Source organism: Geobacillus sp. BMUD (assembly GCF_013096845.1).
Taxonomy (GTDB): Bacteria; Bacillota; Bacilli; order Bacillales; family Anoxybacillaceae; genus Geobacillus; species Geobacillus vulcani.
Window position 1 is genome coordinate 213924 of the sequence record NZ_SDLA01000001.1, and the last position, 23766, is coordinate 237689.

Consider the following 23766-nt stretch of genomic DNA (forward strand, 5'->3'; position numbering starts at 1 on the left):
AAAGAAAAAGTCGAAAAGAAACATCCTGCTTTGAGCAGGATTTTCTTTTTTGTGAAATGAATTGTAAAAAAACAATGGTTATTAAATGGAAATTAAAGTAAAGGGGTGAAGCCGCCAGGATGGCCGTGATTGGCCTGTCCGACAAAAAGAAACAAAAAAGGACGTTTTTTTACAAAAAAAGCTAAAATTTTGTCCATCTTTGCGATATAATAAGAAGGCGGCCACTGGCCGATGTGAGTGTGGTTGGAAGCAACGAAGGTGGTGGACATGTGTTTCGACATACAACAGTGCTGCTGAAAGAGGCGGTCGATGGGTTGAACATCCGCCCGGACGGCATATACGTCGATTGTACGTTGGGCGGCGGCGGCCATAGCGAATATTTGCTCTCCCGTTTGTCGGAACGTGGGAAGCTGTTTGCCTTTGACCAAGACGAAGCCGCCATCATGCATGCGCGCGAACGACTCGCCCGCTACGGCCAGCAAGTGCAGTTTGTACACCGGAACTTCCGGTTTTTGCAAGAGGAGCTTTCGGCGCTTGGCGTCAAGTCCGTCGACGGCGTCTTGTTTGATTTGGGGGTTTCTTCGCCGCAGCTCGACGAACCCGAGCGCGGCTTCAGCTATCAGCACGATGCGCCGCTTGATATGCGGATGGACCGCAAGCAACGGCTGACGGCGGCGGAGATTGTCAACCGCTGGCCATACGAGGAGCTCGTCCGCATCTTTTTCCGTTACGGCGAAGAGAAGTTTTCCAAACAAGTAGCGCGCAAAATCGAGGAAGTGCGCCGCACGAGGCCGATTAAAACGACGGGAGAGCTCGTTGATGTGATCAAGGAAGCGATTCCCGCCCCGGCGCGCCGCAGCGGTGGACACCCGGCCAAGCGCATTTTTCAAGCGCTCCGCATCGCGGTCAATGACGAACTTGAGGCGTTTCGCGAGGCGCTCGAGCAGGCGATCGAACTGCTTACATCCGGTGGACGGGTGAGCGTCATTACGTTTCATTCGCTTGAAGACCGCATTTGCAAAGAAACGTTTAAAAAGGCGAGCGAAAGTCCGCCATTGCCTCCGGGGCTCCCGGTTCTCCCCGACGATTATCGCCCCGTGCTGAAAATCATTACCAAAAAACCGATCGTTCCTTCCGAGGAAGAGCTCGAACGAAACCACCGCGCCCGTTCGGCCAAACTCCGCATTGCCGAAAAGCTGTAGATGACAAAAATAGCGGGGAAATACGATGAATTTCAATGCGGGCGCCGCCCATTGCGGCGAAAAACGAATGCATGGAGAAACAGGAGGGGAAAAATGTGAACGATGTGGCAATCAAAGTCGCGCGTGAACAACGACATCCGGCGGCACCGCCAAGTCCAAAGCCGCGGCGGAAGCAGCGCTTTCGCCTGTCGCTGGCTGAAAAGATGCTGTTTGTGTTGTTTTTCCTGTTTGTCTTCTATGCGGCGGTTCATACCGTCTCGAACCAAGTGCGCATTTACGAACTGAACAAAGAGGTGCAAAAGCTCGAGGCGTCGATTGACGAGCAGAAAAAGGAGAACAATGACTTATATGTCGAGGTGCAACGGCTGAGCGCATACGAGCGCATTTTGCAAAAGGCGAAAGAACTCGGTTTGTCGCTCAACGAAAACCATGTGAAAGTTGTGCAGGAATGATCGACGATGGAGGTAAGAAAGCATCGCAACACCCATCAGGGAGCGTTCATTCTGTTTTGCTTGTTCGGCTTCCTCTTTTCCCTGTTGTTCGCCCGCTTTGTGCAGCTTGAATGGACCGGCAAAGCAGACGGTCAAACACTGGCTGTGATCGCGGAGCGTCAGCATCAACAAACGCGGACGATCGAGGCGAAGCGCGGAACGATTTTCGACCGCAAAGGTTCCATTTTGGCTGAAGATGTGCCGTCGTATACCGTTGTGGCCATTTTGGATCCGAAGATGACAACCGATCCGGATCATCCGCGCCATGTGATCGATCCGAAAAAAACAGCGGAACAACTTGCCCCGTTGCTTGGCATGGACGCCGAGGCGATGGAACGCATTTTGACAAAAAAAGCGAAGCAAGTCGAGTTTGGATCCTACGGCCGCAACATCAGTTTTGAGCTGAAGCAAAAAATCGAAGCGCTCCATTTGCCAGGCATCGCTTTCATCCGCGACACGAGCCGGTTTTATCCGAACGGCATGTTTGCGTCGCACGTCATCGGCTATGCGCAAAAAAATGCAGCCAACGAAACAGTCGGCAAAATGGGAGTGGAAAAAGAGCTTGACCGGTATTTGCGTGAAGAAGACGGCTATGTGTCGTTTGCTGGCGACGTAAACGGCTTTCGCCTCCCCGGGGGGAAAGAGCGCATTGTCAAGCCGAACAATGGGGCAAACGTCTATTTGACGATTGACGGAAAGATTCAATCGTTTTTGGAAGATGCGATGAACAGCGTCGAGAAGCAATACAAGCCGAAAAAAATGATCGCCATCGTCGCTGATCCAAAAACAGGGGAAATTTTGGCGATGGCAACGCGTCCGAGCTTCGACCCAAACAAGCGTGATATTACGAACTTTTTAAATGACGCCATTTCCTATCCGTATGAGCCGGGATCGACGATGAAAGTGTTCACGCTCGCGGCGGCCATCAACGAAGGGGTGTACAACGGCAATGAAACGTATCGCTCTGGTTCCTACAAAGTCGGGCCGAACACGATCCGCGACCATAACGATGTCGGCTGGGGGACGATCACATTTAACGAGGGGGTGCAGCGCTCCTCAAACGTCGCCTTTTCGATTTTAGTGAAAGAAAAGCTTGGCGAAGATCGGTTTTTGCAATATTTGCACCGTTTCCACTTTGACCGGAAAACGGGCATCGATTTGCCGAACGAAGCGGTCGGGCAAATCCGCTATCGCTACCCGATTGAACGAATTACGACCGGATTCGGCCAAGGGACATCGGTGACGCCGATCCAGCAAATCCAAGCGGCGACGGCGATCGCCAACGATGGGAAAATGATGAAGCCGTATGTCATCGAGAAAGTTGTCGACCCAGACAGCGGCAAAGTCGTGATCGATCATGAGCCGACCGTGGTCGGCCAACCGATCACGGCGGAAACTGCGCGAAAAGTGCGTGACATTTTAGAGACGGTTGTCACGTCTGAGCACGGCACCGGCCGTCCGTACCAAATCAACGGCTACCGCGTCGCCGGCAAAACGGGGACGGCGCAAATTCCGTCGCCTTCCGGCGGCTATTTGACCGGACGGGAAAACTACATTTTTTCGTTTTTAGGCATGGCGCCGACAGATGATCCAAAGCTTCTCATGTATGTCGCTGTCCAACAGCCGCACCTCGATGTGACCGAAACGGGAGCGGCGCCGGTGTCGCAAATTTTTACGACGGTGATGAAAAGCAGCTTGCAATATTTGCATATTGAACCGACCGGAGAAAAACGAATGAAAGCAAAGACAGCCCAACCGCAGGCGCTTGATTCATGGATCGGCCAGCCGGCGGCTTCGGCAGCCAAGCAGCTGAAGGAAAAAGGATATGTGCCGGTTGTGATCGGCCGCGGCCAATATGTTGAGCAACAGCTTCCGCAAGGCGGCGATCACGTTCTTTTGGGGGAACGAGTTGTGTTGAAAACGGACGGGGCGGCAACGATGCCGGATTTGCGCGGCTTCTCGCTGCGCGACGCCATGAAAGTGGCTCGTATACTCGGCTTGCGGCCGAGCACGAAAGGGAGCGGTTATGTCATCAGCCAAAATATTCGTCCTGGAGCGGAGGTGCGCAAAGGCGATTATTTAATCGTTGAATTGGCTCCGCCGAGCCAATGGGAGAAAGCGGTGGGGGAGAAGGAGAAAGAAGCAGCGGAGCGGAAAGAGGCTGAGCCGCACGAATGATTTTTGCCGTTCTATAACGGGGCGTACAAGCATATAGTGGAACGAGCCCACCATGAAGGAGGTTCCGCCATATGCGCGTATCGTACGTTACCGTGCGCAAGCGGTTGACGATTGTGTTTTTGATCGGGATTTTGATCTTTGCCATTATCGACCTCCGTCTCGGCTACGTCCAATTTTGGCTCGGCGATCTGTTAGCGGAACGGGCGAAAGGGCTATGGGGCCGGAACATTCCGTTTGAGCCGAAGCGAGGCGAAATTTTGGATCGCAACGGCGTTCCGTTGGCGACGAACATGAGCGCGCCGACGGTGTATGTCATTCCACGGCAAGTCAAAAATCCGGCAGAGGCGGCGAAAAAGCTGGCCGGGGTGCTGGGCGGTTCAGTGGAATCCATCTATAAACAAATCACGCAAAAAACGTCGATCGTCCGCTTGAAAGAGGGGCGGAAAATTTCTGATGAAAAGGCAGCGAATGTGCGCTCCCTCGACTTGGATGGGGTGTATATCGCGGAAGATACGAAGCGGTACTATCCGTTTGGCAGCTATTTGTCGCACGTGCTCGGCTTCACCGGCATTGACAACCAAGGGCTCACCGGGCTGGAGCTGTATTATGACAAGGAACTGAGGGGCGAGCGCGGCTCCGTGCAGTTTTATTCCGATGCGAAAGGGCGGCGCATGCCCGATATAGCCGATGACTATACACCGCCGACTGACGGCTTGAATTTGGTGTTGACGATCGATTCGCGCATTCAGACGATCATTGAACGCGAACTTGACATCGCGGAGGCGAAATACAACCCCGATGGCATCATTGCGATCGCCATGGATCCGAACACGGGTGAAATTTTGGCGATGGCGAGCCGACCGACGTTTGACCCAGCGAATTACCGGAGCGTTCCTCCGGAAATTTACAACCGCAACTTGCCGATTTGGAGCACGTACGAACCGGGATCGACGTTTAAAATCATTACGCTGGCCGCGGCTCTTGAGGAACATAAGGTAAATTTGCTGAAAGACCATTTCTTTGACCCTGGCTACGCCAAGGTAGCCGGCGCTACGCTTCGTTGTTGGAAAAAAGGCGGCCACGGCGATCAGACGTTTTTAGAAGTCGTGCAAAACTCATGCAACCCGGGGTTTGTCGAGCTTGGCGAGCGGCTTGGAAAGGAGACCTTGTTTCGTTACATTAAGCAATTTGGTTTTGGTGAGAAAACGGGCATCGACTTGCAAGGGGAAGGAACAGGCATTTTATTTGATTTGAAACGGGTCGGGCCGGTGGAGCTGGCAACGACGGCGTTCGGCCAAGGGGTGTCGGTGACGCCGATCCAGCAAGTCGCTGCCGTGTCAGCGGCGATCAATGGCGGCATTTTGTACACACCTTACATTGCCAAAGAATGGCTGGATCCGGAAACGGGGGAAGTCGTGAGCCGCAATACACCAAAGGCGAAACGGCGCGTCATTTCCGAGGAAACGTCGAAACAAGTCCGGTACGCGCTTGAAAGCGTCGTCGCCCAAGGAACAGGGAAAAAGGCGTATGTCGAAGGGTACCGCGTCGGCGGCAAAACCGGAACAGCGCAAAAGGCGCAAGGCGGCCGCTATTTGCAAAACAACCATATCGTTTCGTTCATCGGCTTCGCTCCAGCGGATGATCCGAAGCTTGTCGTGTACGTCGCCGTCGACAACCCGAAAGGAACGGTTCAGTTCGGCGGCACGGTCGCTGCGCCGATCGTTGGGAAAATTATAGAGGACAGCTTGCGGATTATGGGCGTGAAGCCCCGCAAAGACCAGCTCGAGAAGGAGCGCGACTGGAACGAGCCGAAAGTCATTGAAGTGCCAAACTTGATCGGAATGACAAAAAATGATTTGCAAGAACAGCTTTTTGACTTAAAATTAGATGTTAGTGGTGAGGGAGATGTCGTTGTGGAACAATCCCCAAAACCAGGGGTCAAAGTGAAAGAAGGCTCAACCGTCCGCATTTATTTGGCGAAGCGCGAAGCGGCGGAAGAACGGTAAGACGAACGTGCAAGGGGGGCGACCGATGCGATGACACATCGGGTTGGTTGAGCCCCTTTTTCCGCTGTCTGCCTAACGGAGCGGACGATTTCGAAGCGAAAGGGATGAACGAACATGAAACTACTGACGCTGCTGTCACGCTTGCCCGGTTTTTGGGTGCACTATGGAGGCAATCCGGACATCGCGGCGCTTGAGATGGATTCGCGCTGCGTTACGCCCGGTTCGCTCTTTTTTTGCCTGAAGGGATTTACAGTAGATGGACATGATTTTGCTGATGAGGCGGTGGCGCGTGGAGCGGCGGCGATCGTGGCCGAGCGGCCGCTTTCCGTTGATGCTCCCGTCGTTCTCGTGTCGGACAGCCGGCGGGCGATGGCGATTTTAGCGGACGCGTTTTACGGGCAGCCGACCCACCGCCTTCATTTAATCGGGGTGACCGGCACAAACGGCAAAACGACGACGACGTCGATCATTGAACAAATCGCGAGAAAGGCCGGCAAGAAAACAGGGCTCATTGGCACGGTTCACATCAAGATCGGCGACCGTTCCTATCCGGCGTCCAATACGACGCCGGAGTCGCTCATTTTGCAGCGTACGTTCAAACAAATGGTCGATGAAGGGGTTGAGTTCGCGGCGATGGAAGTGTCGTCGCACGCGCTGCATCAAGGTCGGGTGCATGGCTGCGATTACGATGTGGCCGTTTTTACGAATTTGACGCAAGATCACTTGGATTATCACGGGACGATGGAAGAGTATCGGAATGCCAAAGGGCTGCTGTTTGCTCAACTCGGCAATCGCTACGATGAACATCGGCCGAAATTTGCCGTTCTCAATCATGACGATCCGGTTTCGCAATATTATAAACATATGACGGCTGCGCCGGTCATTACCTATGGCATCAATGAAAAAAGCGATGTAATGGCCGAACAAATCCATATGACCCGAAGCGGCATGGCCTTTCGGCTTTGCACGCCATATGGGGCGGCGGCGGTGGAAACGAAGCTCGTCGGACTGTTCAACGTCTACAACATGCTTGCCGCGGCTGCGGCTTGCCTGGCTTCTGGGCTTTCGCTTGAGGCGATCACTGCTGCGTTGGCCGATGTCAAGCCGGTGCCGGGGCGGTTTGAAACGGTGGATGAAGGGCAAAACTTTACGATTATCGTCGATTACGCCCACACACCGGACAGTTTAGAAAACGCCTTAAAAACGGTTCGCCAGTTTGCGAAGCGAAACGTATACGTCATCATCGGCTGCGGCGGGGATCGCGACCGGTCGAAACGGCCGCTCATGGCGCAAGTGGCGGTGCGGTATGCGGATGTCGCCATTTTTACTTCCGACAATCCGCGTTCGGAAGATCCGAAGCAAATTTTGCGCGACATGGAAGCGGGAATAAGCGCTGAGATTGGAAAGCACGTGACGATTCCCGACCGTGAAGAGGCGATCCGCTATGCCATCCGGCAGGCAGAAGAAGGAGATGTTGTGTTGATTGCCGGCAAAGGGCATGAAACGTATCAAATCATTGGCAACGATGTGATTGAGTTTGACGATCGCGCTGTTGCCCGAGCGGCAGTGAAGGAGAGAGGATGACCATGATCGCATACAGGATGGTGCAATCGATGGCGGTGGAGGCGCGCGGCATTGTCGATGAAACGATTCGTTTTCATGCCGTGTTCGTTGACCCGACCCAGCAGGTGAAAAAAGGGCTGTTTGTCCCGCTTGACCGCGGGGCGGAAACATTGAAAACAGCGATTGAACACGGGGCGATCGGCTCGTTTTGGCCTCTTGGCGAACCGTTGCCGCGTTACATTCCCAACCAATTTCCGCTCTTTTTCGTTCCGTCTCCGCTCGAGGCGGCTGCGGCATTGCTGGAGCGATACTTGGAGCAAGACTGTGCAGAGGGTGTGCAGTTTTTCTTCGCTCTTCCTGAAGACAGCCCCCTTGCTGGGGAGGTTGTGCGCCGCCGGCTGGCGGAATTGGAGAAGCGATGGCTGGACGCTCGGCTGTTTAAAGGATGTGACGATGCATGTCAGAGCAAGTGATCGTGATTGCCATGGCGGCTTCCTTTCTCATCACTGTCGTTTTATCGCCGCTGTTCATCCCGTTTTTGCGGCGGTTGAAATTCGGACAAAGCATCCGCGAGGAAGGGCCGAAGTCTCATCAAAAAAAATCGGGCACGCCGACGATGGGCGGCATCATGATTTTGTTGGCGATTGTGGCGACGACTTTATGGATCACGCCGAAAATCGCCGACTTGTCAACGAGGACGTATTTGCTGCTGTTGGTCACCGTCGGTTATGGGGTGCTCGGCTTCCTTGACGATATCATCAAAGTCGTCATGAAGCGAAATCTCGGCTTGACAAGCCGGCAAAAATTGATCGGCCAGCTCCTTATCGCAGCCATCTTTTTTGCTGTCTACCGCCAAAGCGGTTTTTCGACGGTGTTACATATTCCAGGCGCCGATTGGTCCGTCGACCTCGGATGGGCGTACGGCGTGCTCTTGTTGCTCATGCTTGTCGGCGGCTCGAACGCCGTCAACTTGACCGACGGGCTTGACGGGTTGCTTGCCGGAACAGCGGCGATCGCCTTCGGCGCTTATGCCGTCTTGGCTTGGAATCAAGGCCAGTACGATGTCGCTGTATTTTGCGTCGCTGTTGTTGGCGCCGTGCTCGGCTTTTTAGTGTTTAACGCCCACCCGGCGAAAGTGTTTATGGGCGACACCGGCTCGCTCGCGCTTGGCGGGGCGATCGCCGCTGTCGCTGTCCTGACGAAGCTTGAGCTGTTGCTTGTCATCATCGGCGGTGTGTTTGTCATCGAGACGCTGTCGGTCATCATTCAAGTGGCTTCGTTCAAAACGACAGGACGGCGCGTGTTTCGCATGAGTCCGCTTCATCATCATTATGAACTTGTTGGCTGGTCAGAATGGCGAATCGTTGTGACGTTTTGGGCCGTTGGCCTTTTATTTGCGATGCTAGGAATTTATATCGAGGTGTGGATGTAATTGAAACCGACTCGTTTTTACCAACATCGTCGTGTGCTTGTTATTGGATTGGCCAAAAGTGGAGTAGCGGCGGCTCGGCTGCTTGTGGAGCTGGGCGCCAACGTGGTTGTCAATGACCAAAAGCCGCTTTTTGAAAATACGGAGGCTCGGCAGCTGGAACAGCTTGGCGTCCGCCTCGTTTGCGGTGGTCATCCGCTTGAACTGCTTGATGAGCCGTTTGACCTTGTCGTAAAAAACCCGGGCATTCCGTACACGAACCCGATGGTGAAAAAGGCGCTGGAGAAGGGGCTTCCGGTCGTGACCGAAGTGGAGCTGGCTTATCACATTTCCGAAGGGCCGTTTATCGGCATCACCGGGTCCAACGGAAAAACGACGACGACGACGCTTATTTACGAAATGTTAAAGGCGGACGGCCAAAATCCGCTGCTTGCTGGCAACATCGGCCTTGTCGCCTGTGAGGTGGCAAAGGAAGCAAAGCCAGGGCAATGGCTTGTCACGGAGCTGTCCTCATTCCAGCTTGCTGGTATTGACCAATTTCGCCCGGCTATCGCCGTTTTGCTCAACATTTTTGACGCCCATTTGGACTACCACGGAACGAAAGAGGCGTACGCAGCGGCAAAGGCCAACATTTTCCGCAACCAAACGGAGCGCGATTATGCCGTCGTCAATGCCGACGATCCGCTCGTGATGAACATTGCCTCATCGGTTCGGTCGCAAAAAGTGCTGTTTTCGGCGACGAAACCTCTCGGCGAAGGAGCGTACGTTCAAGACGGCGCCATCTATTGGAACGGTGATCCAGTTGTCAGAATCGCTGACATCGTTCTTCCTGGCCAGCACAATTTGGAAAACATTTTAGCGGCGGTGGCGGCCGCCAAACTGACCGGCGCTGGTGATAAGGCGATCTGCCAAGTGCTGACGACATTTTCCGGCGTGAAACATCGGCTTCAGTATGTGGCGGAAATTGACGGCCGGCGATTTTTCAATGACTCGAAAGCGACGAATATCTTGGCGACGCAAAAGGCGCTTTCTGCGTTTGCCGGCGAGCCGGTCATTTTGCTCGCTGGCGGGCTTGACCGCGGCAATGAGTTTGATGATCTTCTCCCGTATTTGCAACAGGTGAAGGCCGTTGTACTGTTCGGCCAGACGGCGGATAAAATCGGCCGCATTGCTCAAAAAGCGGGAATAGAAACGATCCGATATGTCGATAATGTGGAAAAAGCCGTCCCGGTTGCTTTCGAGCTTTCCAAGCCGGGCGACGTCATTTTGCTCTCTCCGGCATGCGCCAGCTGGGATCAATACAAAACTTTCGAGGAGAGAGGGGACATTTTTATCAACGCCGTGCATAAGTTGAAATAGAGGGAAAGGGACAGCCCTTTCCCTCTAGTTTACAAAAATAGAGGTGTTGGGCATTGCCGCGGAAAAAATCTGCGCCGGATTTTTTGCTCATTCTTTTGACGTTTTCGCTCTTGGCCATCGGACTCATTATGGTGTACAGCGCGAGCGCCATTTGGGCGGAATACAAGTTCAACGATTCGTTTTTCTTCGCCAAACGCCAACTATTGTTTGCGGGCGTCGGCATTATCGCCATGTTTTTTGTCATGAACATCGATTATTGGGTGTGGCGCGACTGGTCGAAAGTGCTGCTTGGCGTCTGTTTTGTGCTGCTCGTTCTTGTGCTCATTCCCGGCATCGGCATGGTTCGCAACGGATCGCGCAGCTGGATTGGAGTTGGGGCGTTTTCGATCCAGCCGTCTGAGTTTATGAAGCTGGCTATGATCGCTTTTTTGGCCAAATATTTATCTGAAAACCAAAAGAAAATTACGTCGTTTAAACAAGGGTTGCTGCCGGCGTTGGCGCTTGTGTTTGCCGCGTTCGGCATGATTATGCTGCAGCCGGACTTAGGGACGGGCACCGTTATGGTTGGTACGTGCGTGACGATGATTTTCGTCGCCGGCGCCCGTCTCAGCCATTTTGCCGGGCTTGGCGTATTGGGGCTCGCTGGGCTTGCCGCCCTCATCCTGTCGGCTCCCTATCGAATCAAGCGGATTACGTCGTTTTTAAACCCGTGGGAAGATCCACTCGGAAGCGGATTTCAAATCATCCAGTCGTTGTACGCCATTGGACCGGGCGGCTTGTTCGGCCTTGGGCTTGGGCAGAGCCGACAAAAGTTTTTTTACTTGCCGGAGCCGCAAACCGACTTTATTTTCGCCATTTTAGCCGAAGAGCTCGGCTTCATCGGGGGGTCACTCGTTCTCTTGCTCTTTGCCCTTCTTCTTTGGCGCGGGGTGCGCATCGCCCTTGGCGCCCCCGACTTGTACGGAAGCTTTTTGGCGCTTGGCATTATTTCGATGATCGCTATTCAGGTGATGATCAATATCGGCGTTGTGACGGGATTGATGCCCGTCACCGGCATCACCCTTCCGTTTTTAAGCTACGGCGGATCGTCGCTGACGTTGATGCTGATGGCCATCGGTGTGCTGCTGAACATCAGCAGGCATGCCCGCTATTAGGCAAGCGGCGTATGTCCGCCGTTTTTTCTTGGCGTCTCTCGAACGCGGCCCGTCGTCGAACAGTGCCGGCAAATGCGATAAAAACAGGCTCTCTCTTGCATTCTATTTGTGATATAATGAAAACAAGTGCAAAAACTAAAGAAACGGCAGCGGATGCCGTTTGTTTTTATACCGATCGTTTCAGCGCGGGCGTTGAAGAAGAAAGCGGGGAATGCGATGGAAAAGGGAAAAGTCGTCGTCCTGGAGGACCGCGTCCCGAAACTGAAGGAACGGCGCCGCCAGAAAGCGAACCGTCGGCTCATTGCGTACTTGTTCTTCTTTTTTCTGTTTATCTTGTGCGTCCTTTACTTTCAGTCGCCGCTCAGCGCGGTAAGGCATGTGGAAGTGAGCGGCAACCGTCATCTCTCAGCGGAGCGCATCATCAGCTTAAGCGGCATTACGAAGCGGACAAGCTTTTGGAAAGTGAATGAACAAAACGTAGAAGAAAAACTCACTCGCCATCCAGAAATTAAGGAGGCAACAGTGGAAAAACATCTGCCGAACACGATCGCCATCCATGTTCGCGAATGGCGGCGAATCGCTTATGTGTATGACCGACAAACGTTTTTTCCGCTGCTTGAAAACGGACGGCTGTTAAAGCAGGAAGGGACGAAGACCGCTCCAAGCGATGCGCCGGTGCTTGTCGGCTGGAAAGACGGCGAAGCCATTGCTGAAATGACGGGACAGCTCGCCGAACTGCCGGCGGCGGTGCTGAGCGCTATGTCGGAAATTCACTACAAGCCGACGAGGGAATATGAAGACCGCGTCATCGTTTACATGAATGACGGTTATGAAGTAAGCGCGACAATTCGGCAATTTGCAGACAAGCTGTCGCATTATCCGGCGATTGCCGCCGCGCTTGACCGAAACGTCAAAGGAGTCATTCATTTGGAAGTCGGCAGCTATTTTGTTCCTTACGCCCTCTCGAAAAAGGAGGATGGCGATGAAACGACAAGCCCGTAGCCGCCTCCTGCTGACGTTGATTTGCTTGATTTTCGGCGCCATGCTCGGTTTTTCGTACCAACATGCGAAAAACGAAGCATCCCGCCGCCAATGGAGCGAAAGCGAGTGGAAAAAAGAGTACGAATATCGTTCGGCGCTTCTTGCTTTGCAAAAAGAAAACCGGTCGCTCAAGCAGCAGCTTGTCAAAAAGCAGGAGGAGCTGGCTGCATGGGAGAAAAAGCTGGCCCAGGAGCAGGAGAACGAGGCCGGATTAGCAAAAGAAGCGGAACAGCTGCGCATGCATGTCGGAAAGGCGAGGGTGAAAGGGAAAGGTGTAGCAGTCACCCTTTCCGATTCCTCTTATATCCCCTCTGAAGCGAGCGCTACTGATTATATCGTTCACGAACAGCACGTATGGAAAGTTGTTCACGAGTTGCTCATTTCCGGCGCCGAAGCCGTCGCTATTAATGGGCAGCGCATTTCCCACCGTTCATATATCGTCTGCAACGGCCCAGTCATTGAGGTCGATGGGACGCAGCATGCCGCTCCATTTGTCATTTCGGCCATTGGCAATCCAGACGTGCTCATGTCCGCTCTAGAGCTTCCCGGCGGCATCGTCGACGAGCTTGTCGAAGATCATATCGACGTGAAAGTGGAAAAGCAAGGAGCTATCGTGTTGGATCCGGTGTTTGCGCCCGAGCCATAAAACGGGCGGAAAGGGGCGGTGAAGCGCATTGGAACGGAAAAATCGATTCTATTTTGCTGGCGTAGCTGCCATATTCGGTGTGATGCTGGCCGTCGGGCTGCGGACGACGTTGCATCCGGAAGGGCGCGACACGCGCGACATTTGGGAGTTGCGCGCCGATTTGACAAAAGAGCAGAAGCTTGAACAACGGCTGCTTGAGGAGCTAGAGAGTTACGAGGAAACGTTGCGCCGCTATCGACAGGAACACGAGGCGGGCGGCGCGACGGAGCTTGAAGCGACAGTCGCGAAGCTGAGGGAAGAAGCCGGGCTGACAGAAGTGAAAGGCAGCGGTCTTGTGTTGACGATCGCGCCGCTTTCGGCGGCCGGCTACGTTGGTCCGGCCGCTGCCGCCGTATCGCCCGAGCTATTGCAGCGGTTAGTGAATGAGTTGAACAAATACGGGGCGAAAGAAATCGCTATCGACGGTGAGCGATTGACGAACCGGACGGCCATTCGCGATATCAATGGTGCAACGAAAGTAGGGAGCCGCTCAGTGAGGCTGCCGGCCGAAGTGAGAGCAATCGCCGATGATGCAGACAAGCTGTACAGCGGGCTCGCCGTTTCGCCGATTCGCGATGATTTCGCTTTGGAAAACTTGGAGCTGTCCATATCCAAGCCCCAACCGCTTGTTGTCATTCCGCCCGCATCTGAGCGTCCGGATGTGAAATACATGGAGACAGCGAACGGCGGCAAGGAGGAGAAATAGCATGTGGCTCCCGCTTCTCGGATTGCTTTTTGGGTTTGCCATCGGCGTTCTTGCCGGCTGGGAAGTTCCCGATGAATATTCTAATTATTTGTCCATTGCCATTTTGGCTGCCTTTGATACATTAATCGGAGGATGGCGCGCCCACCTGCAGAGGACGTACGACGAAACCGTGTTTATAACCGGGTTTTTTTTCAACATTATTCTGGCCGCAACTTTAACTTTTCTTGGGGTGCATCTTGGTGTAGACTTGTATTTAGCGGCTGTGTTCGCCTTCGGCATCCGCTTGTTTCAAAATATTGCCATCATCCGCCGCCTTTGGCTTGCCGAGTGGGCCAAGCGGCGGCACAATCGTGAAAAAAGTTAGGAAAAAGACAGGGAAAGTCTTTTCGTGTGTTGAATTATATGGGGTAAAACAAAATATAGTGTTGTTGCGAAACTCGCAAACTAGACATAGACCAATAGAAAAAAAGATGGGAAATTTCAGCCGAAAAAGGAGGTGTCGCTGCTTACTGAAACGCCGGCCGGCACCGGCGCGTTTTTAGTAGGCAGATGCCAAAAAATGAGCAGCAATGAGATCGTCGTTAGCCTGGATGTCGGAACATCGAACGTGAAAGTCATCATCGGGGAAATGCTAGGCAGCTCCATCAACATTATCGGGGTGGGCAATGTCAAAGCGGAAGGGCTCAAAAAAGGGGCGATTGTTGATATAGATAAAACGGTGCAGTCAATCAGACGGGCCGTCGAGCAAGCGGAGCGAATGGTCGGTTTATCGATCCGTCGTGTGATCGTCGGGGTGGCCGGCAGCCATATTCAGCTCCATGACTGCCACGGCATTGTCGCCGTCGCGAGCGAAAACCGAGAAATCAGCGATGAAGATGTTGCCCGCGTCATCGATGCCGCGCAAGTCGTTTCGATTCCTCCCGATCGGGAAATCATCGGCGTTGTTCCGCGCCAGTTTATCGTCGACGGATTGGACGGCATTCATGATCCACGCGGCATGCTCGGCGTCCGCTTGGAAATGGAAGGCACTATGGTGACTGGTGCGAAGACGGTATTACATAATCTTCTTCGCTGTGTGGAGCGGGCAGGCTTGGAAATCAGCGACATTTGTCTTCAGCCATTGGCGGCAGGTTCGCTCGTGCTGTCCGATGACGAACGGCATTTGGGGGCGGCGCTCGTTGACCTGGGAGGCGGATCGACAACGGTCGCTGTCTTTGAGCAAGGGACGCTGCAAGCTGTCTCTTCGCTGCCGGTCGGCGGGGAGCACATTACGAAAGACTTGGCCATCGGATTGCGGACGACAACGGACGATGCCGAAAAAATCAAACTGAAGCATGGGCATGCGTTTTATGACTACGCTTCGGAGGAAGAAGTGTTCAGCGTGCCGATTATGGGCACCGATCAACATCAGCAGTTCAGCCAGCTGGAGATCGCCGATATTATTGAGGCGAGACTGGAAGAAATTTTGCAAATGGTTCAGCACGAAGTGCGTCGTCTCGGGTTTCGCGATCTTCCCGGCGGCTATGTGCTGACCGGCGGCGTCGCCAATATGCCAGGGTTGCTTGAGCTGGCCCACGTCGTTCTAGGGACGAGCGTCCGCATTGCCATGCCGGATTATATCGGTGTGCGCGATCCGCAATATACGATTGGCGTCGGCTTGCTCAAGTTCGCCTATCGGCAGGCGCAGCTGCAAGGGAAAACGGTCCCGGCTGCCGCTGCGGTGGAGCCGGTCGAGCGCTCCTCGCAAAAACAGCAGCCGAAACCGAAAAAGAAAGAAGACCATTTTGGGAAGAAGGTCAAGAAATTTTTCGGTTCTTTCTTTGAATAGAGATTGAAATTTTAGGAGGATTTGGCTATGTTGGAGTTTGAGACAACAGTCGATCAGTTGGCAACAATCAAAGTGATTGGAGTCGGGGGCGGCGGCAACAACGCCGTCAATCGGATGATTGAGCACGGGGTGCAAGGTGTCGAATTTATTGCGGTCAATACGGATGCACAGGCGCTCAACTTGTCGAAGGCGCCGATCAAGCTGCAAATTGGGGCAAAGCTGACACGCGGCTTGGGTGCAGGGGCTAACCCAGAAGTGGGGAAAAAAGCGGCTGAGGAGAGTAAAGAGCAAATTGAAGAAGCGCTTCGCGGCGCCGATATGGTGTTTGTCACCGCTGGAATGGGCGGCGGCACGGGAACTGGCGCTGCCCCGGTCATCGCCCAAATTGCGCGCGAATTAGGGGCGCTGACGGTCGGCGTTGTTACGCGCCCGTTTACGTTTGAGGGGCGCAAGCGGGCGACGCAGGCCGCAAGCGGCATCGCCGCCATGAAAGAGGCGGTCGATACGCTCATCGTCATTCCGAACGATCGATTGCTTGAGATTGTCGACAAAAATACGCCGATGCTTGAGGCGTTCCGTGAAGCGGATAACGTATTGCGCCAAGGGGTGCAAGGCATTTCCGATTTGATCGCCGTGCCGGGGCTGATCAACCTTGACTTCGCTGATGTGAAGACGATCATGTCGAATAAAGGTTCGGCATTGATGGGGATTGGCATCGCCAGCGGTGAAAACCGAGCGGCTGAGGCAGCAAAAAAAGCCATTTCCAGCCCGCTGTTGGAAACATCCATTGACGGCGCTCAAGGAGTGCTGATGAACATTACCGGCGGCATGAACTTAAGTTTGTATGAAGTGCAGGAGGCTGCCGACATCGTCGCTTCGGCGGCCGACCAAGAAGTGAACATGATCTTCGGTTCCGTTATTAACGAGAACTTAAAGGATGAGATCATCGTGACGGTCATTGCGACCGGATTCAACGAAAACGTCGCTTCGCAGCCGCGGCCGCCGCGCATCGGCACTGTGCCGAAAGCGGCGCCGGCGCCAAAGCGGGAAAAGCGTGAGGAGCCTGTGCAAGACTATGCAGCGCTTCGCTCAGGGCAAGCAGAAGATCCGCTTGACATCCCCGCTTTCTTGCGCAACCGCAACCGCCGCCGCTAGATGGCGAAACGAGGGGCTGACCCAAAACGCATTCGCGTTTTGGGTCAGCCCCACTTTTTGCGTCAAAATAAAAAAATGAAGAGGGCTGACTCCAAAAGTCCGCCAAAAAGCAGGCTTTTAGGTCAGCCCCGATACATGCACGGACGTGCACGAAGCACTTTGGTGAAATCGTGAACTCCCCACCACCTACGCTTCGCTTAGAGGTGGGGGCTTCAAGCGACTTGTGCGTGTTCGCTGAACGGTAAGCCACACGCAAGAACCCTTTACGCTTCCCTTCGTTCCGAAGGTGTCCGTTTTAACCATAGACGATCCTATTCATCGGCGATGGCCAACCGAAATTCATCTCCCACCTACTCATTGAGCGATCGCCCTTCACATTCCTTGAGGTGGGAGACTTCTTTCGAAAATGACGTTACAGAAAGATGACCGTTGGAGACATCCCCGCTTTTCATACATATTAGGACCCAATGTTCTCTCGCATTGGCCATCCGCACTCTTGCCGCGCAAGGGTGAAGAAGAGAAGGCAGGTTAGGTTTTCACACCGACCGATTTGATCCGCCGTGGTTCCCCCTGTTTTGACAAAACATCTCCTTTTTCACCGCCACCGATTGACAGACTTTCCCTCGCAAGGTGCTATATACTTGTTTCAGACAAAGCCGATATGGGCGGGGGAGGGGCTTGACGGTTGGTCGTCTATCTCGATGTGATTTGGCTGTTGAACGTCTGTTTTGACGCGTTGCTTCTTTGGCTGACGGCGCTCATGCTCAAGCGGCCGATCGTCTGGTGGCGTCTGTTGGCTGGGGCGTTGATCGGTTCGTTGCTTGTTATATTGCTGTTTACCCCGTTTTCCGCCATCGCCCAGCACCCGTTGGTAAAAGTAGCTGTTTCAGTGTTGATCGTGTGGGCCGCCTTCGGGTTTAAGCGCCCGCGCTATTTGCTTGAGAATATGCTGGCGTTTTACTTTGCCACGTTCGCCGTCGGCGGCGGCATGCTGGCGGTTCATTATTTTTTCGCGCACCAACTGTCCGTCCGCCAAGGAATGCTTCTCATGCATCATCCCGGAGCGGGTGATCCGGTCAGTTGGCTGTTTGTTGTCATGGGGTTTCCGGTTTTATGGCTTTTTTCCCGCCGAAGGGTGGAGGCGATTCGCGAAAAAAAACTGCGGTTTGAATATATCATTGAGGTCAAGATCATATGGGACGGGCGGCCGCTTACGCTGCGCGGCTTGATTGACAGCGGCAACCAGCTCGTTGATCCGTTGACCAAAACGCCGGTGATGGTAGTCGAACAGGAAAAAGCGAAGGCCGTGCTTCCTGAGGAGCTATTGGGTTGTCTCAGCTCTCCCATGATGCTGACTTCCCTGCCGGAGCGGTGGGTTCATCGCCTCCGCCTCATTCCGTACCGCGCGGTCGGCAGTGGTCCACAAATGATGGCGGCGGTTAAGCCAGACCGCATTATGCTTCGGTACGAAAACGAATGGTTGGAAGTAGCGCAAGGGCTTGTGGCGCTAAGCGCTGATCCGCTGTCGACGGATGGGGAGTACGACTGCATCGTCCATCCGAAAATGGTGCAGGCGGGAAGAAAGCTGACCGCTTCGTAGGTTTTGTTAGTATATCATACTCACTTTTGATCCGTTTAGAAGGGGGATTTTCATGAAAAAATGGAAACTTCGCTTCATGTACTGGCTGTATAAGCTTTTGGCCAAGCTTGGCCTGAAGGCGGATGAAATTTATTATATCGGAGGCAGTGAAGCGCTCCCGCCGCCGCTGACAAAAGAAGAAGAGGAGCAGCTGATTGCCAGGCTCGCCGCCGGTGATGACACGGCGAGATCGCTTTTGATCGAACGCAATTTGCGTCTTGTCGTCTATATTGCCCGCAAGTTTGAAAACACCGGCATTCACATTGAAGATTTGATCAGCATTGGAACGATCGGCCTCATTAAAGCGGTCAACACATTCAACCCAGAGAAGAAGATCAAGCTGGCGACATATGCGTCGCGCTGCATTGAAAACGAAATTTTAATGTATTTGCGCCGCAACAACAAAGTGCGGGCAGAAGTGTCGTTTGATGAACCGCTCAATATCGATTGGGATGGCAACGAGCTGTTGCTTTCCGACGTGTTAGGCACGGAAGACGACGTGATTACGAAAGATTTGGAAGCGGATGTCGACCGGCGCTTGCTGCTCAACGCCTTGCGCCAGCTGAGTGACCGCGAAAAGCAAATTATGGAATTGCGCTTTGGCCTCTCCGGCGGCGAAGAAAAGACGCAAAAAGACGTTGCTGATTTGCTCGGCATTTCGCAATCGTACATATCGCGTCTGGAGAAGCGGATCATTAAACGGTTGCGCAAAGAATTCAATAAAATGATGTAAGCGGGCGGCGGAAGCGAAATTCCGCCGTTTTTTCCGCGTCGGACAGGCTGTGCATATTTTTCCCTTCCAAGGAGATACTGAAAACTGACGACTTAGCATCTCCTGATGGGAGGGAACAACTTGACGAGGAACAAAGTCGAGATTTGCGGCGTAGACACTTCGAAGCTTCCCGTCCTCAAAAATGAGGAAATGCGTGAACTGTTTCGACGGATGCATGAGGGGGATTTGGAGGCGAGAGAGAAATTAGTAAACGGCAACTTGCGCCTCGTGTTGAGCGTCATTCAGCGCTTCAACAACCGAGGCGAATTTGTCGATGATTTGTTTCAAGTCGGCTGCATCGGACTTATGAAATCGATTGATAATTTTGACCTCAATCAAAACGTGAAGTTTTCCACTTACGCAGTGCCGATGATCATCGGCGAAATCCGCCGCTATTTGCGCGACAACAACCCGATCCGCGTTTCGCGCTCGCTGCGCGACATCGCCTATAAAGCGTTGCAAGTGCGAGAGCGGCTCATGAGCGAGACGGCGAAAGAACCGTCAACCGAGGAAATTGCCAAAGAACTCGGCGTCGCCCATGAGGAAGTGGTTTTTGCCCTCGATGCCATTCAAGATCCTGTTTCGTTGTTTGAGCCGATTTATAACGACGGCGGCGACCCCATTTACGTGATGGACCAGCTGAGCGATGAACGCAACCGCGACAGCCAATGGATCGAAGAAATCGCCTTGAAGGAAGGGCTTCGGCGGTTGAATGAGCGGGAAAAAATGATTATCCGCAAACGATTTTTCCAAGGAAAGACACAAATGGAAGTAGCCGAGGAAATCGGCATTTCCCAAGCGCAAGTGTCTAGGCTCGAAAAAGCGGCAATCCGGCAAATGAATAAAAACATCCAAGTGTGACAGGCTGCAGGTGCAGCCTTTTTCTTTGGCACATAACTGCACATTTGGCTTCATATAGATGAAAAAGAGGGAGAGAGGAAAGGCGGGGAGAAAAACCGTGATGAGAATTTCTGAATTTCAGACGAAAGATGTCGTCAATGTAGCCAATGGGAAAAAGCTTGGCAATATTGGGGACATTGATATTGATTTAGATACTGGAAAAATCCGCTCGCTCATTATTTTAGGCGCTGGAAAGATGCTCGGGCTGTTCGGCCGCGAAGAGGCGGTCGTCATTCCATGGCAGAACATCGTCAAGATCGGAGCCGATGTGATTTTAGTCCGCCTTCATGATTCCGATTAAACGGCTGGTGCAACGATTGGCCCCGTCGCTTGCAACGCAGCAGGACGACGTTGCAGACCTTTCCGCTTTTCGTGGGCAGATCGGCTATGCCGCCAGCGCGGTTTTCGGGCGGCAATGGGGGTTGGACAATTTCCGCGGCAATGTTTCGACAAAATCATAAATAAAGGTTATCATGGACAAACAAACTATGATAGAATAGGAAAAAAAGTGATAAAAAACTACAAAAAACAGCGTGAGGTTGACGCGAATGCCGGACATTTTTCAACAAGAAGCCCGCGGATGGCTCCGCTGCGGTGCGCCTCCGTTTGCTGGAGCCGTCGCTGGATTGACGACGAAACATGGCGGGGAGAGCAAAGGGCCGTTCGCTTCGCTGAATATGGGGCTGCACGTCGGCGACGATCGCACGGCTGTTGTCAACAATCGTCGCCGTCTCGGAGAATGGCTCGTTTTTCCGCTTGAGCATTGGGTGTGTTGCGAGCAGGTGCACGGTGCCGAGATTCAGAAAGTGACCAAACACGACCGCGGGAAAGGGACCGATGATCGGGGCACCGCCATTCCGGGCGTTGACGGGCTGTACACAGCGGAGCCGGGAGTGTTGTTGGCTCTTTGTTTCGCTGATTGCGTGCCCGTTTACTTTGCGGCGCCGTCGGCTGGACTGTTCGGTCTTGTTCATGCCGGCTGGCGGGGAACGGCGCGCGGGATTGCACCAAAGATGGTGCAGCGTTGGCGGGAGCAGGAACGGATTGAGCCAGGCGCCATTTATGTCGCCATTGGCCCCGCTATCGGTCCGTGTTGCTACACGGTCGATGATCGGGTGATCACCGGTTTGCGCGCGGCTCTTCCGAAGGATCGCCCGTTGCCATGGCGGGAAACAAGCCCTGGGCAATATGCGCTCGACTTAAAGGAAGCCAATCGGCTTCAGTTGATCGCGGCTGGCGTTCCGAACAGCCATATTTATGTGTCAGAACGCTGTACAAGCTGTGAGGAAGCGTTGTTTTTTTCCCATCGCCGCGACCGCGGAACGACCGGAAGGATGTTGGCGTTTATCGGCCGAAGGGAGGAGACGGCATGACGGTGCGCGACAACTTGGCGGCCATTCGCCGGGAAATCGAATCGGCCTGCGCCCGCGTCGGCCGTGATCCGGCCGGCGTGCGCATTGTGGCTGTCACTAAATATGTCGATGCCGAGCGGGCGATGGAGGTGCTTGACGCCGGCATCGCCGACCTCGGCGAAAACCGCTCTGACCAATTGATCGAAAAGTATGCACAGATCGGAAATCAAGCGACGTGGCATTTCATTGGGACGCTCCAGTCGCGCAAAGTAAAGGATATCATCGACAAGGTCGACTATATTCATTCGCTCGACCGTCTGTCGCTCGCGAAAGAAATTGAAAAACGGGCGGTGCGGCCAGTAAAATGTTTTGTGCAAGTGAACGTGTCCGGGGAAGTGACCAAACACGGGCTCGCCCCCGAAGAAACGATTCCGTTTATTGAACAACTTCGCGCCTTTTCGCGCATCGAAGTCGTCGGATTGATGACGATGGCGCCTTACACGGACGACGAAGCGGTATTGCGCGCTTGCTTCCGCCGATTGCGAGTGCTGAAGGAACACGTTCAGGCGATGGGAATGGCCCATGCGCCATGCACCGAACTGTCAATGGGCATGTCAAACGATTACACGATTGCCATTGAGGAAGGAGCGACGTTTGTGCGCATCGGGAGCGCGCTTGTTGGATCATTGTAGGAGGTGAAACCGGATGGGATTGATGAAAAAATTCCGTGATTATTTTTTAGAAGAAGACTACGAAGACTATGAAGAAGAATATGAGGCGCCACAGCCGGAAGAAGAGGCGCTGCCGAAGACGGCAGGCAAGGCGAACGTTGTCAGCCTGCAAAGTGTGCAAAAATCGGCGAAAGTGGTGCTTGCTGAGCCGCGGGTGTATGCCGAGGCGCAGGAGATTGCCGACCATTTGAAGAGCCGGCGCGCCGTCATTGTCAACTTGCAGCGCATCCAGCATGAGCAGGCGAAGCGGATCGTCGACTTTTTAAGCGGTACGGTGTACGCCATTGGCGGCGACATTCAGCAAGTCGGCACGAAAATTTTTTTATGCACCCCGGAAAACGTCGACGTCAGCGGCTCGATTTCGCTCGACGGCGAGGATGACAGACCGATGAAGAGGTGGTAGCTGTTGGATTATGTACTCACGTTTTTGACGACAGTGATTCAAGTGTACTCGTATGCGCTGATCATTTATATTTTAATGTCGTGGTTTCCCAATGCGCGCGAAACGCGGTTTGGACAGATGCTTGCCGCCATTTGCGAGCCGTATTTGGAGCCGTTTCGGCGCGTCATTCCGCCGCTTGGCATCATTGACGTCTCCCCGATCGTTGCGTTTATCGTCCTTGAATTTGCGACAAGAGGTCTTCACGCCCTGTTTGACATTCTTCAGTCGCAGTTTTAGTTTCGTTTTGTGCGCATGGCGCCGCCGCTCTCTGTCCGGAAGGGCGGAACTCACAGGCAGGAATCCGTTGTGGGTTCCTTTCTTCTATGAAAGCAAGGTGACGTTGAGTGGAGCTGTATCAGCATTTTCGCAAAGAAGAACATCCGTTCATTGATCAAGTGCTCGAGTGGAAGGAGATGGTGAGCCGTCAGTACGCTCCGAAGTTGACCGATTTTCTCGATCCGCGCGAGCAGCAAATCGTGCAAAGCCTCATCGGCAACGGCGGGGACGTGCGCGTCTCGTTTTTTGGAGGGGCTTCGTCTGTCGAGCGGAAGCGGGGGCTGCTCTATCCGCCATATTTTGCGCCGGAGGAAAACGATTATGAGATCGCGCTTTTTGCGGTTCGTTATCCGGCGAAATTCGTTTCCCTTGAACATCGCGACGTGTTGGGGGCGCTGATGTCGCTTGGCTTGCGGCGCGGCAAGTTTGGCGATATTCTCGTTCGGAATGGAGAAATTCAGTTTTTTGTTGCTGCCGAAGTCGCCGACTATGTTCGTCTGCATGTCGAAACGATCGGCAAAGCCCGGGTGGCGTTGGAGCCGCTGCCGCTGTCGGCTGCCATGCCGCTTGCTGAAACGTGGGAGGAAGGAACGGTCACGGTGTCTTCTCTAAGGCTCGATGCTGTGCTCGCTCAGGCGTTTCGCCTTGCGCGCGAGAAAGCGCGTGCGCTTGTTGAAAGCGGGCTTGTCAAAGTCAACTGGAAGGTGGTGGACAAGCCGGATTTCCTCTGCGGACCGGGCGATGTCCTGTCGGCGCGCGGTTTTGGCCGCTGTAAGCTGTTTTCGGTGGAAGGGCCGACGAAAAAAGAGCGCTGGCTCGTTCAGATCGGCCGACAAAAATAAGCAAATGACGGCAGG

General features: G+C 53.7%; 24 protein-coding genes. All 24 read left to right on the plus strand.

Annotated elements, in window-relative coordinates; genetic code table 11:
- Positions 1–269: 269 nt before the first annotated feature.
- The 24 genes from rsmH (at position 270) to ETC05_RS01175 (ending at position 23751) form a co-directional block, all read left to right on the plus strand.
- Positions 270–1202: a 16S rRNA (cytosine(1402)-N(4))-methyltransferase RsmH gene (rsmH, locus tag ETC05_RS01060; RefSeq protein WP_031410537.1), complete on the plus strand. Its 933-nt coding sequence runs from the start codon at positions 270–272 to the stop codon at positions 1200–1202.
- Positions 1203–1297: 95 nt separating this feature from the next.
- Positions 1298–1654 carry a cell division protein FtsL gene (ftsL, locus tag ETC05_RS01065; RefSeq protein ID WP_031410536.1) on the plus strand — a complete coding sequence of 119 codons (357 nt, stop codon included), beginning with the start codon at positions 1298–1300 and terminating at the stop codon, positions 1652–1654.
- A gap of 6 nt (positions 1655–1660) precedes the next feature.
- Positions 1661–3871 (plus strand): penicillin-binding protein, encoded by a 2211-nt coding sequence (locus ETC05_RS01070; protein ID WP_171660185.1) that lies wholly within the window; start codon positions 1661–1663, stop codon positions 3869–3871.
- A gap of 71 nt (positions 3872–3942) precedes the next feature.
- Positions 3943–5877, plus strand: coding sequence for a stage V sporulation protein D (locus ETC05_RS01075; RefSeq protein WP_031410534.1), 1935 nt, complete (start codon positions 3943–3945; stop codon positions 5875–5877).
- Positions 5878–5991: 114 nt separating this feature from the next.
- The gene (locus ETC05_RS01080) at positions 5992–7461 is read left to right on the plus strand and encodes a UDP-N-acetylmuramoyl-L-alanyl-D-glutamate--2,6-diaminopimelate ligase (RefSeq protein WP_031410533.1); all 1470 of its coding nucleotides are present in this window, start codon (positions 5992–5994) and stop codon (positions 7459–7461) included.
- Entirely contained in the window at positions 7458–7913 is a 456-nt protein-coding gene (locus tag ETC05_RS01085) for a hypothetical protein (protein ID WP_031410532.1), read from the plus strand. Before ETC05_RS01080 ends, ETC05_RS01085 begins: the two co-directional genes overlap by 4 nt.
- On the plus strand, positions 7898–8872 hold the full coding sequence (mraY, locus tag ETC05_RS01090; RefSeq protein WP_031410531.1) for a phospho-N-acetylmuramoyl-pentapeptide-transferase: 975 nt from the start codon (positions 7898–7900) through the stop codon (positions 8870–8872). The genes ETC05_RS01085 and mraY overlap by 16 nt, the downstream gene beginning before the upstream one ends.
- Positions 8873–10228, plus strand: a complete 1356-nt coding sequence (gene murD, locus ETC05_RS01095) for a UDP-N-acetylmuramoyl-L-alanine--D-glutamate ligase (RefSeq protein WP_031410530.1) — start codon at positions 8873–8875, stop codon at positions 10226–10228.
- 53 nt (positions 10229–10281) lie between these two features.
- The gene (spoVE, locus tag ETC05_RS01100) at positions 10282–11382 is read left to right on the plus strand and encodes a stage V sporulation protein E (RefSeq protein WP_031410529.1); all 1101 of its coding nucleotides are present in this window, start codon (positions 10282–10284) and stop codon (positions 11380–11382) included.
- A gap of 216 nt (positions 11383–11598) precedes the next feature.
- Positions 11599–12384, plus strand: coding sequence for a cell division protein DivIB (gene divIB, locus ETC05_RS01105; RefSeq protein WP_031410528.1), 786 nt, complete (start codon positions 11599–11601; stop codon positions 12382–12384).
- Complete coding sequence (locus ETC05_RS01110) at positions 12365–13069, plus strand: DUF881 domain-containing protein (protein ID WP_171660186.1); 705 nt, start codon at positions 12365–12367, stop codon at positions 13067–13069. Before divIB ends, ETC05_RS01110 begins: the two co-directional genes overlap by 20 nt.
- Before the next feature lie 28 nt (positions 13070–13097).
- Positions 13098–13814 (plus strand): DUF881 domain-containing protein, encoded by a 717-nt coding sequence (locus tag ETC05_RS01115; RefSeq protein ID WP_031410526.1) that lies wholly within the window; start codon positions 13098–13100, stop codon positions 13812–13814.
- 1 nt (position 13815) lies between these two features.
- Positions 13816–14178: a small basic family protein gene (locus tag ETC05_RS01120; protein WP_031410525.1), complete on the plus strand. Its 363-nt coding sequence runs from the start codon at positions 13816–13818 to the stop codon at positions 14176–14178.
- A gap of 195 nt (positions 14179–14373) precedes the next feature.
- Positions 14374–15642, plus strand: coding sequence for a cell division protein FtsA (gene ftsA, locus ETC05_RS01125; RefSeq protein ID WP_031410524.1), 1269 nt, complete (start codon positions 14374–14376; stop codon positions 15640–15642).
- Positions 15643–15669: 27 nt separating this feature from the next.
- Positions 15670–16797, plus strand: a complete 1128-nt coding sequence (gene ftsZ, locus ETC05_RS01130) for a cell division protein FtsZ (protein WP_031410523.1) — start codon at positions 15670–15672, stop codon at positions 16795–16797.
- Between the two features lie 685 nt (positions 16798–17482).
- Positions 17483–18397: a sigma-E processing peptidase SpoIIGA gene (spoIIGA, locus tag ETC05_RS01135; RefSeq protein WP_171660187.1), complete on the plus strand. Its 915-nt coding sequence runs from the start codon at positions 17483–17485 to the stop codon at positions 18395–18397.
- Positions 18398–18449: 52 nt separating this feature from the next.
- Positions 18450–19169: an RNA polymerase sporulation sigma factor SigE gene (gene sigE / locus ETC05_RS01140; RefSeq protein WP_025949771.1), complete on the plus strand. Its 720-nt coding sequence runs from the start codon at positions 18450–18452 to the stop codon at positions 19167–19169.
- Between the two features lie 120 nt (positions 19170–19289).
- Positions 19290–20069 (plus strand): RNA polymerase sporulation sigma factor SigG, encoded by a 780-nt coding sequence (sigG, locus tag ETC05_RS01145; RefSeq protein WP_011230628.1) that lies wholly within the window; start codon positions 19290–19292, stop codon positions 20067–20069.
- Between the two features lie 97 nt (positions 20070–20166).
- A complete protein-coding gene (locus tag ETC05_RS01150) occupies positions 20167–20409 on the plus strand; it encodes a YlmC/YmxH family sporulation protein (RefSeq protein ID WP_025039063.1) in 243 nt (80 codons plus the stop codon).
- Positions 20410–20656: 247 nt separating this feature from the next.
- Positions 20657–21481, plus strand: a complete 825-nt coding sequence (gene pgeF / locus ETC05_RS01155) for a peptidoglycan editing factor PgeF (RefSeq protein ID WP_171660188.1) — start codon at positions 20657–20659, stop codon at positions 21479–21481.
- A complete protein-coding gene (locus ETC05_RS01160) occupies positions 21478–22152 on the plus strand; it encodes a YggS family pyridoxal phosphate-dependent enzyme (RefSeq protein WP_031410520.1) in 675 nt (224 codons plus the stop codon). The genes pgeF and ETC05_RS01160 overlap by 4 nt, the downstream gene beginning before the upstream one ends.
- 13 nt (positions 22153–22165) lie before the next feature.
- Entirely contained in the window at positions 22166–22594 is a 429-nt protein-coding gene (locus ETC05_RS01165; protein ID WP_011230632.1) for a cell division protein SepF, read from the plus strand.
- Positions 22595–22597: 3 nt separating this feature from the next.
- Positions 22598–22870: a YggT family protein gene (locus ETC05_RS01170; protein ID WP_011230633.1), complete on the plus strand. Its 273-nt coding sequence runs from the start codon at positions 22598–22600 to the stop codon at positions 22868–22870.
- A gap of 107 nt (positions 22871–22977) precedes the next feature.
- Positions 22978–23751, plus strand: a complete 774-nt coding sequence (locus ETC05_RS01175) for a YlmH family RNA-binding protein (protein ID WP_031410519.1) — start codon at positions 22978–22980, stop codon at positions 23749–23751.
- The last annotated feature ends 15 nt before the right edge of the window (positions 23752–23766 follow it).

What these genes read in the sequence shown, in the direction of transcription:
- ETC05_RS01070 (WP_171660185.1), top strand. Translation starts at nt 1,661, where the DNA reads ATGGAGGTAAGAAAGCATCGCAACACCCATCAGGGAGCGTTCATTCTG.
- ETC05_RS01075 (WP_031410534.1), top strand. Translation starts at nt 3,943, where the DNA reads ATGCGCGTATCGTACGTTACCGTGCGCAAGCGGTTGACGATTGTGTTT.
- ETC05_RS01080 (WP_031410533.1), top strand. Translation starts at nt 5,992, where the DNA reads ATGAAACTACTGACGCTGCTGTCACGCTTGCCCGGTTTTTGGGTGCAC.
- ETC05_RS01085 (WP_031410532.1), top strand. Translation starts at nt 7,458, where the DNA reads ATGACCATGATCGCATACAGGATGGTGCAATCGATGGCGGTGGAGGCG.
- mraY (WP_031410531.1), top strand. Translation starts at nt 7,898, where the DNA reads ATGTCAGAGCAAGTGATCGTGATTGCCATGGCGGCTTCCTTTCTCATC.
- divIB (WP_031410528.1), top strand. Translation starts at nt 11,599, where the DNA reads ATGGAAAAGGGAAAAGTCGTCGTCCTGGAGGACCGCGTCCCGAAACTG.
- ETC05_RS01110 (WP_171660186.1), top strand. Translation starts at nt 12,365, where the DNA reads ATGAAACGACAAGCCCGTAGCCGCCTCCTGCTGACGTTGATTTGCTTG.
- ETC05_RS01120 (WP_031410525.1), top strand. Translation starts at nt 13,816, where the DNA reads ATGTGGCTCCCGCTTCTCGGATTGCTTTTTGGGTTTGCCATCGGCGTT.
- ftsA (WP_031410524.1), top strand. Translation starts at nt 14,374, where the DNA reads ATGAGCAGCAATGAGATCGTCGTTAGCCTGGATGTCGGAACATCGAAC.
- ftsZ (WP_031410523.1), top strand. Translation starts at nt 15,670, where the DNA reads ATGTTGGAGTTTGAGACAACAGTCGATCAGTTGGCAACAATCAAAGTG.
- sigE (WP_025949771.1), top strand. Translation starts at nt 18,450, where the DNA reads ATGAAAAAATGGAAACTTCGCTTCATGTACTGGCTGTATAAGCTTTTG.
- pgeF (WP_171660188.1), top strand. Translation starts at nt 20,657, where the DNA reads ATGCCGGACATTTTTCAACAAGAAGCCCGCGGATGGCTCCGCTGCGGT.
- ETC05_RS01160 (WP_031410520.1), top strand. Translation starts at nt 21,478, where the DNA reads ATGACGGTGCGCGACAACTTGGCGGCCATTCGCCGGGAAATCGAATCG.
- ETC05_RS01165 (WP_011230632.1), top strand. Translation starts at nt 22,166, where the DNA reads ATGGGATTGATGAAAAAATTCCGTGATTATTTTTTAGAAGAAGACTAC.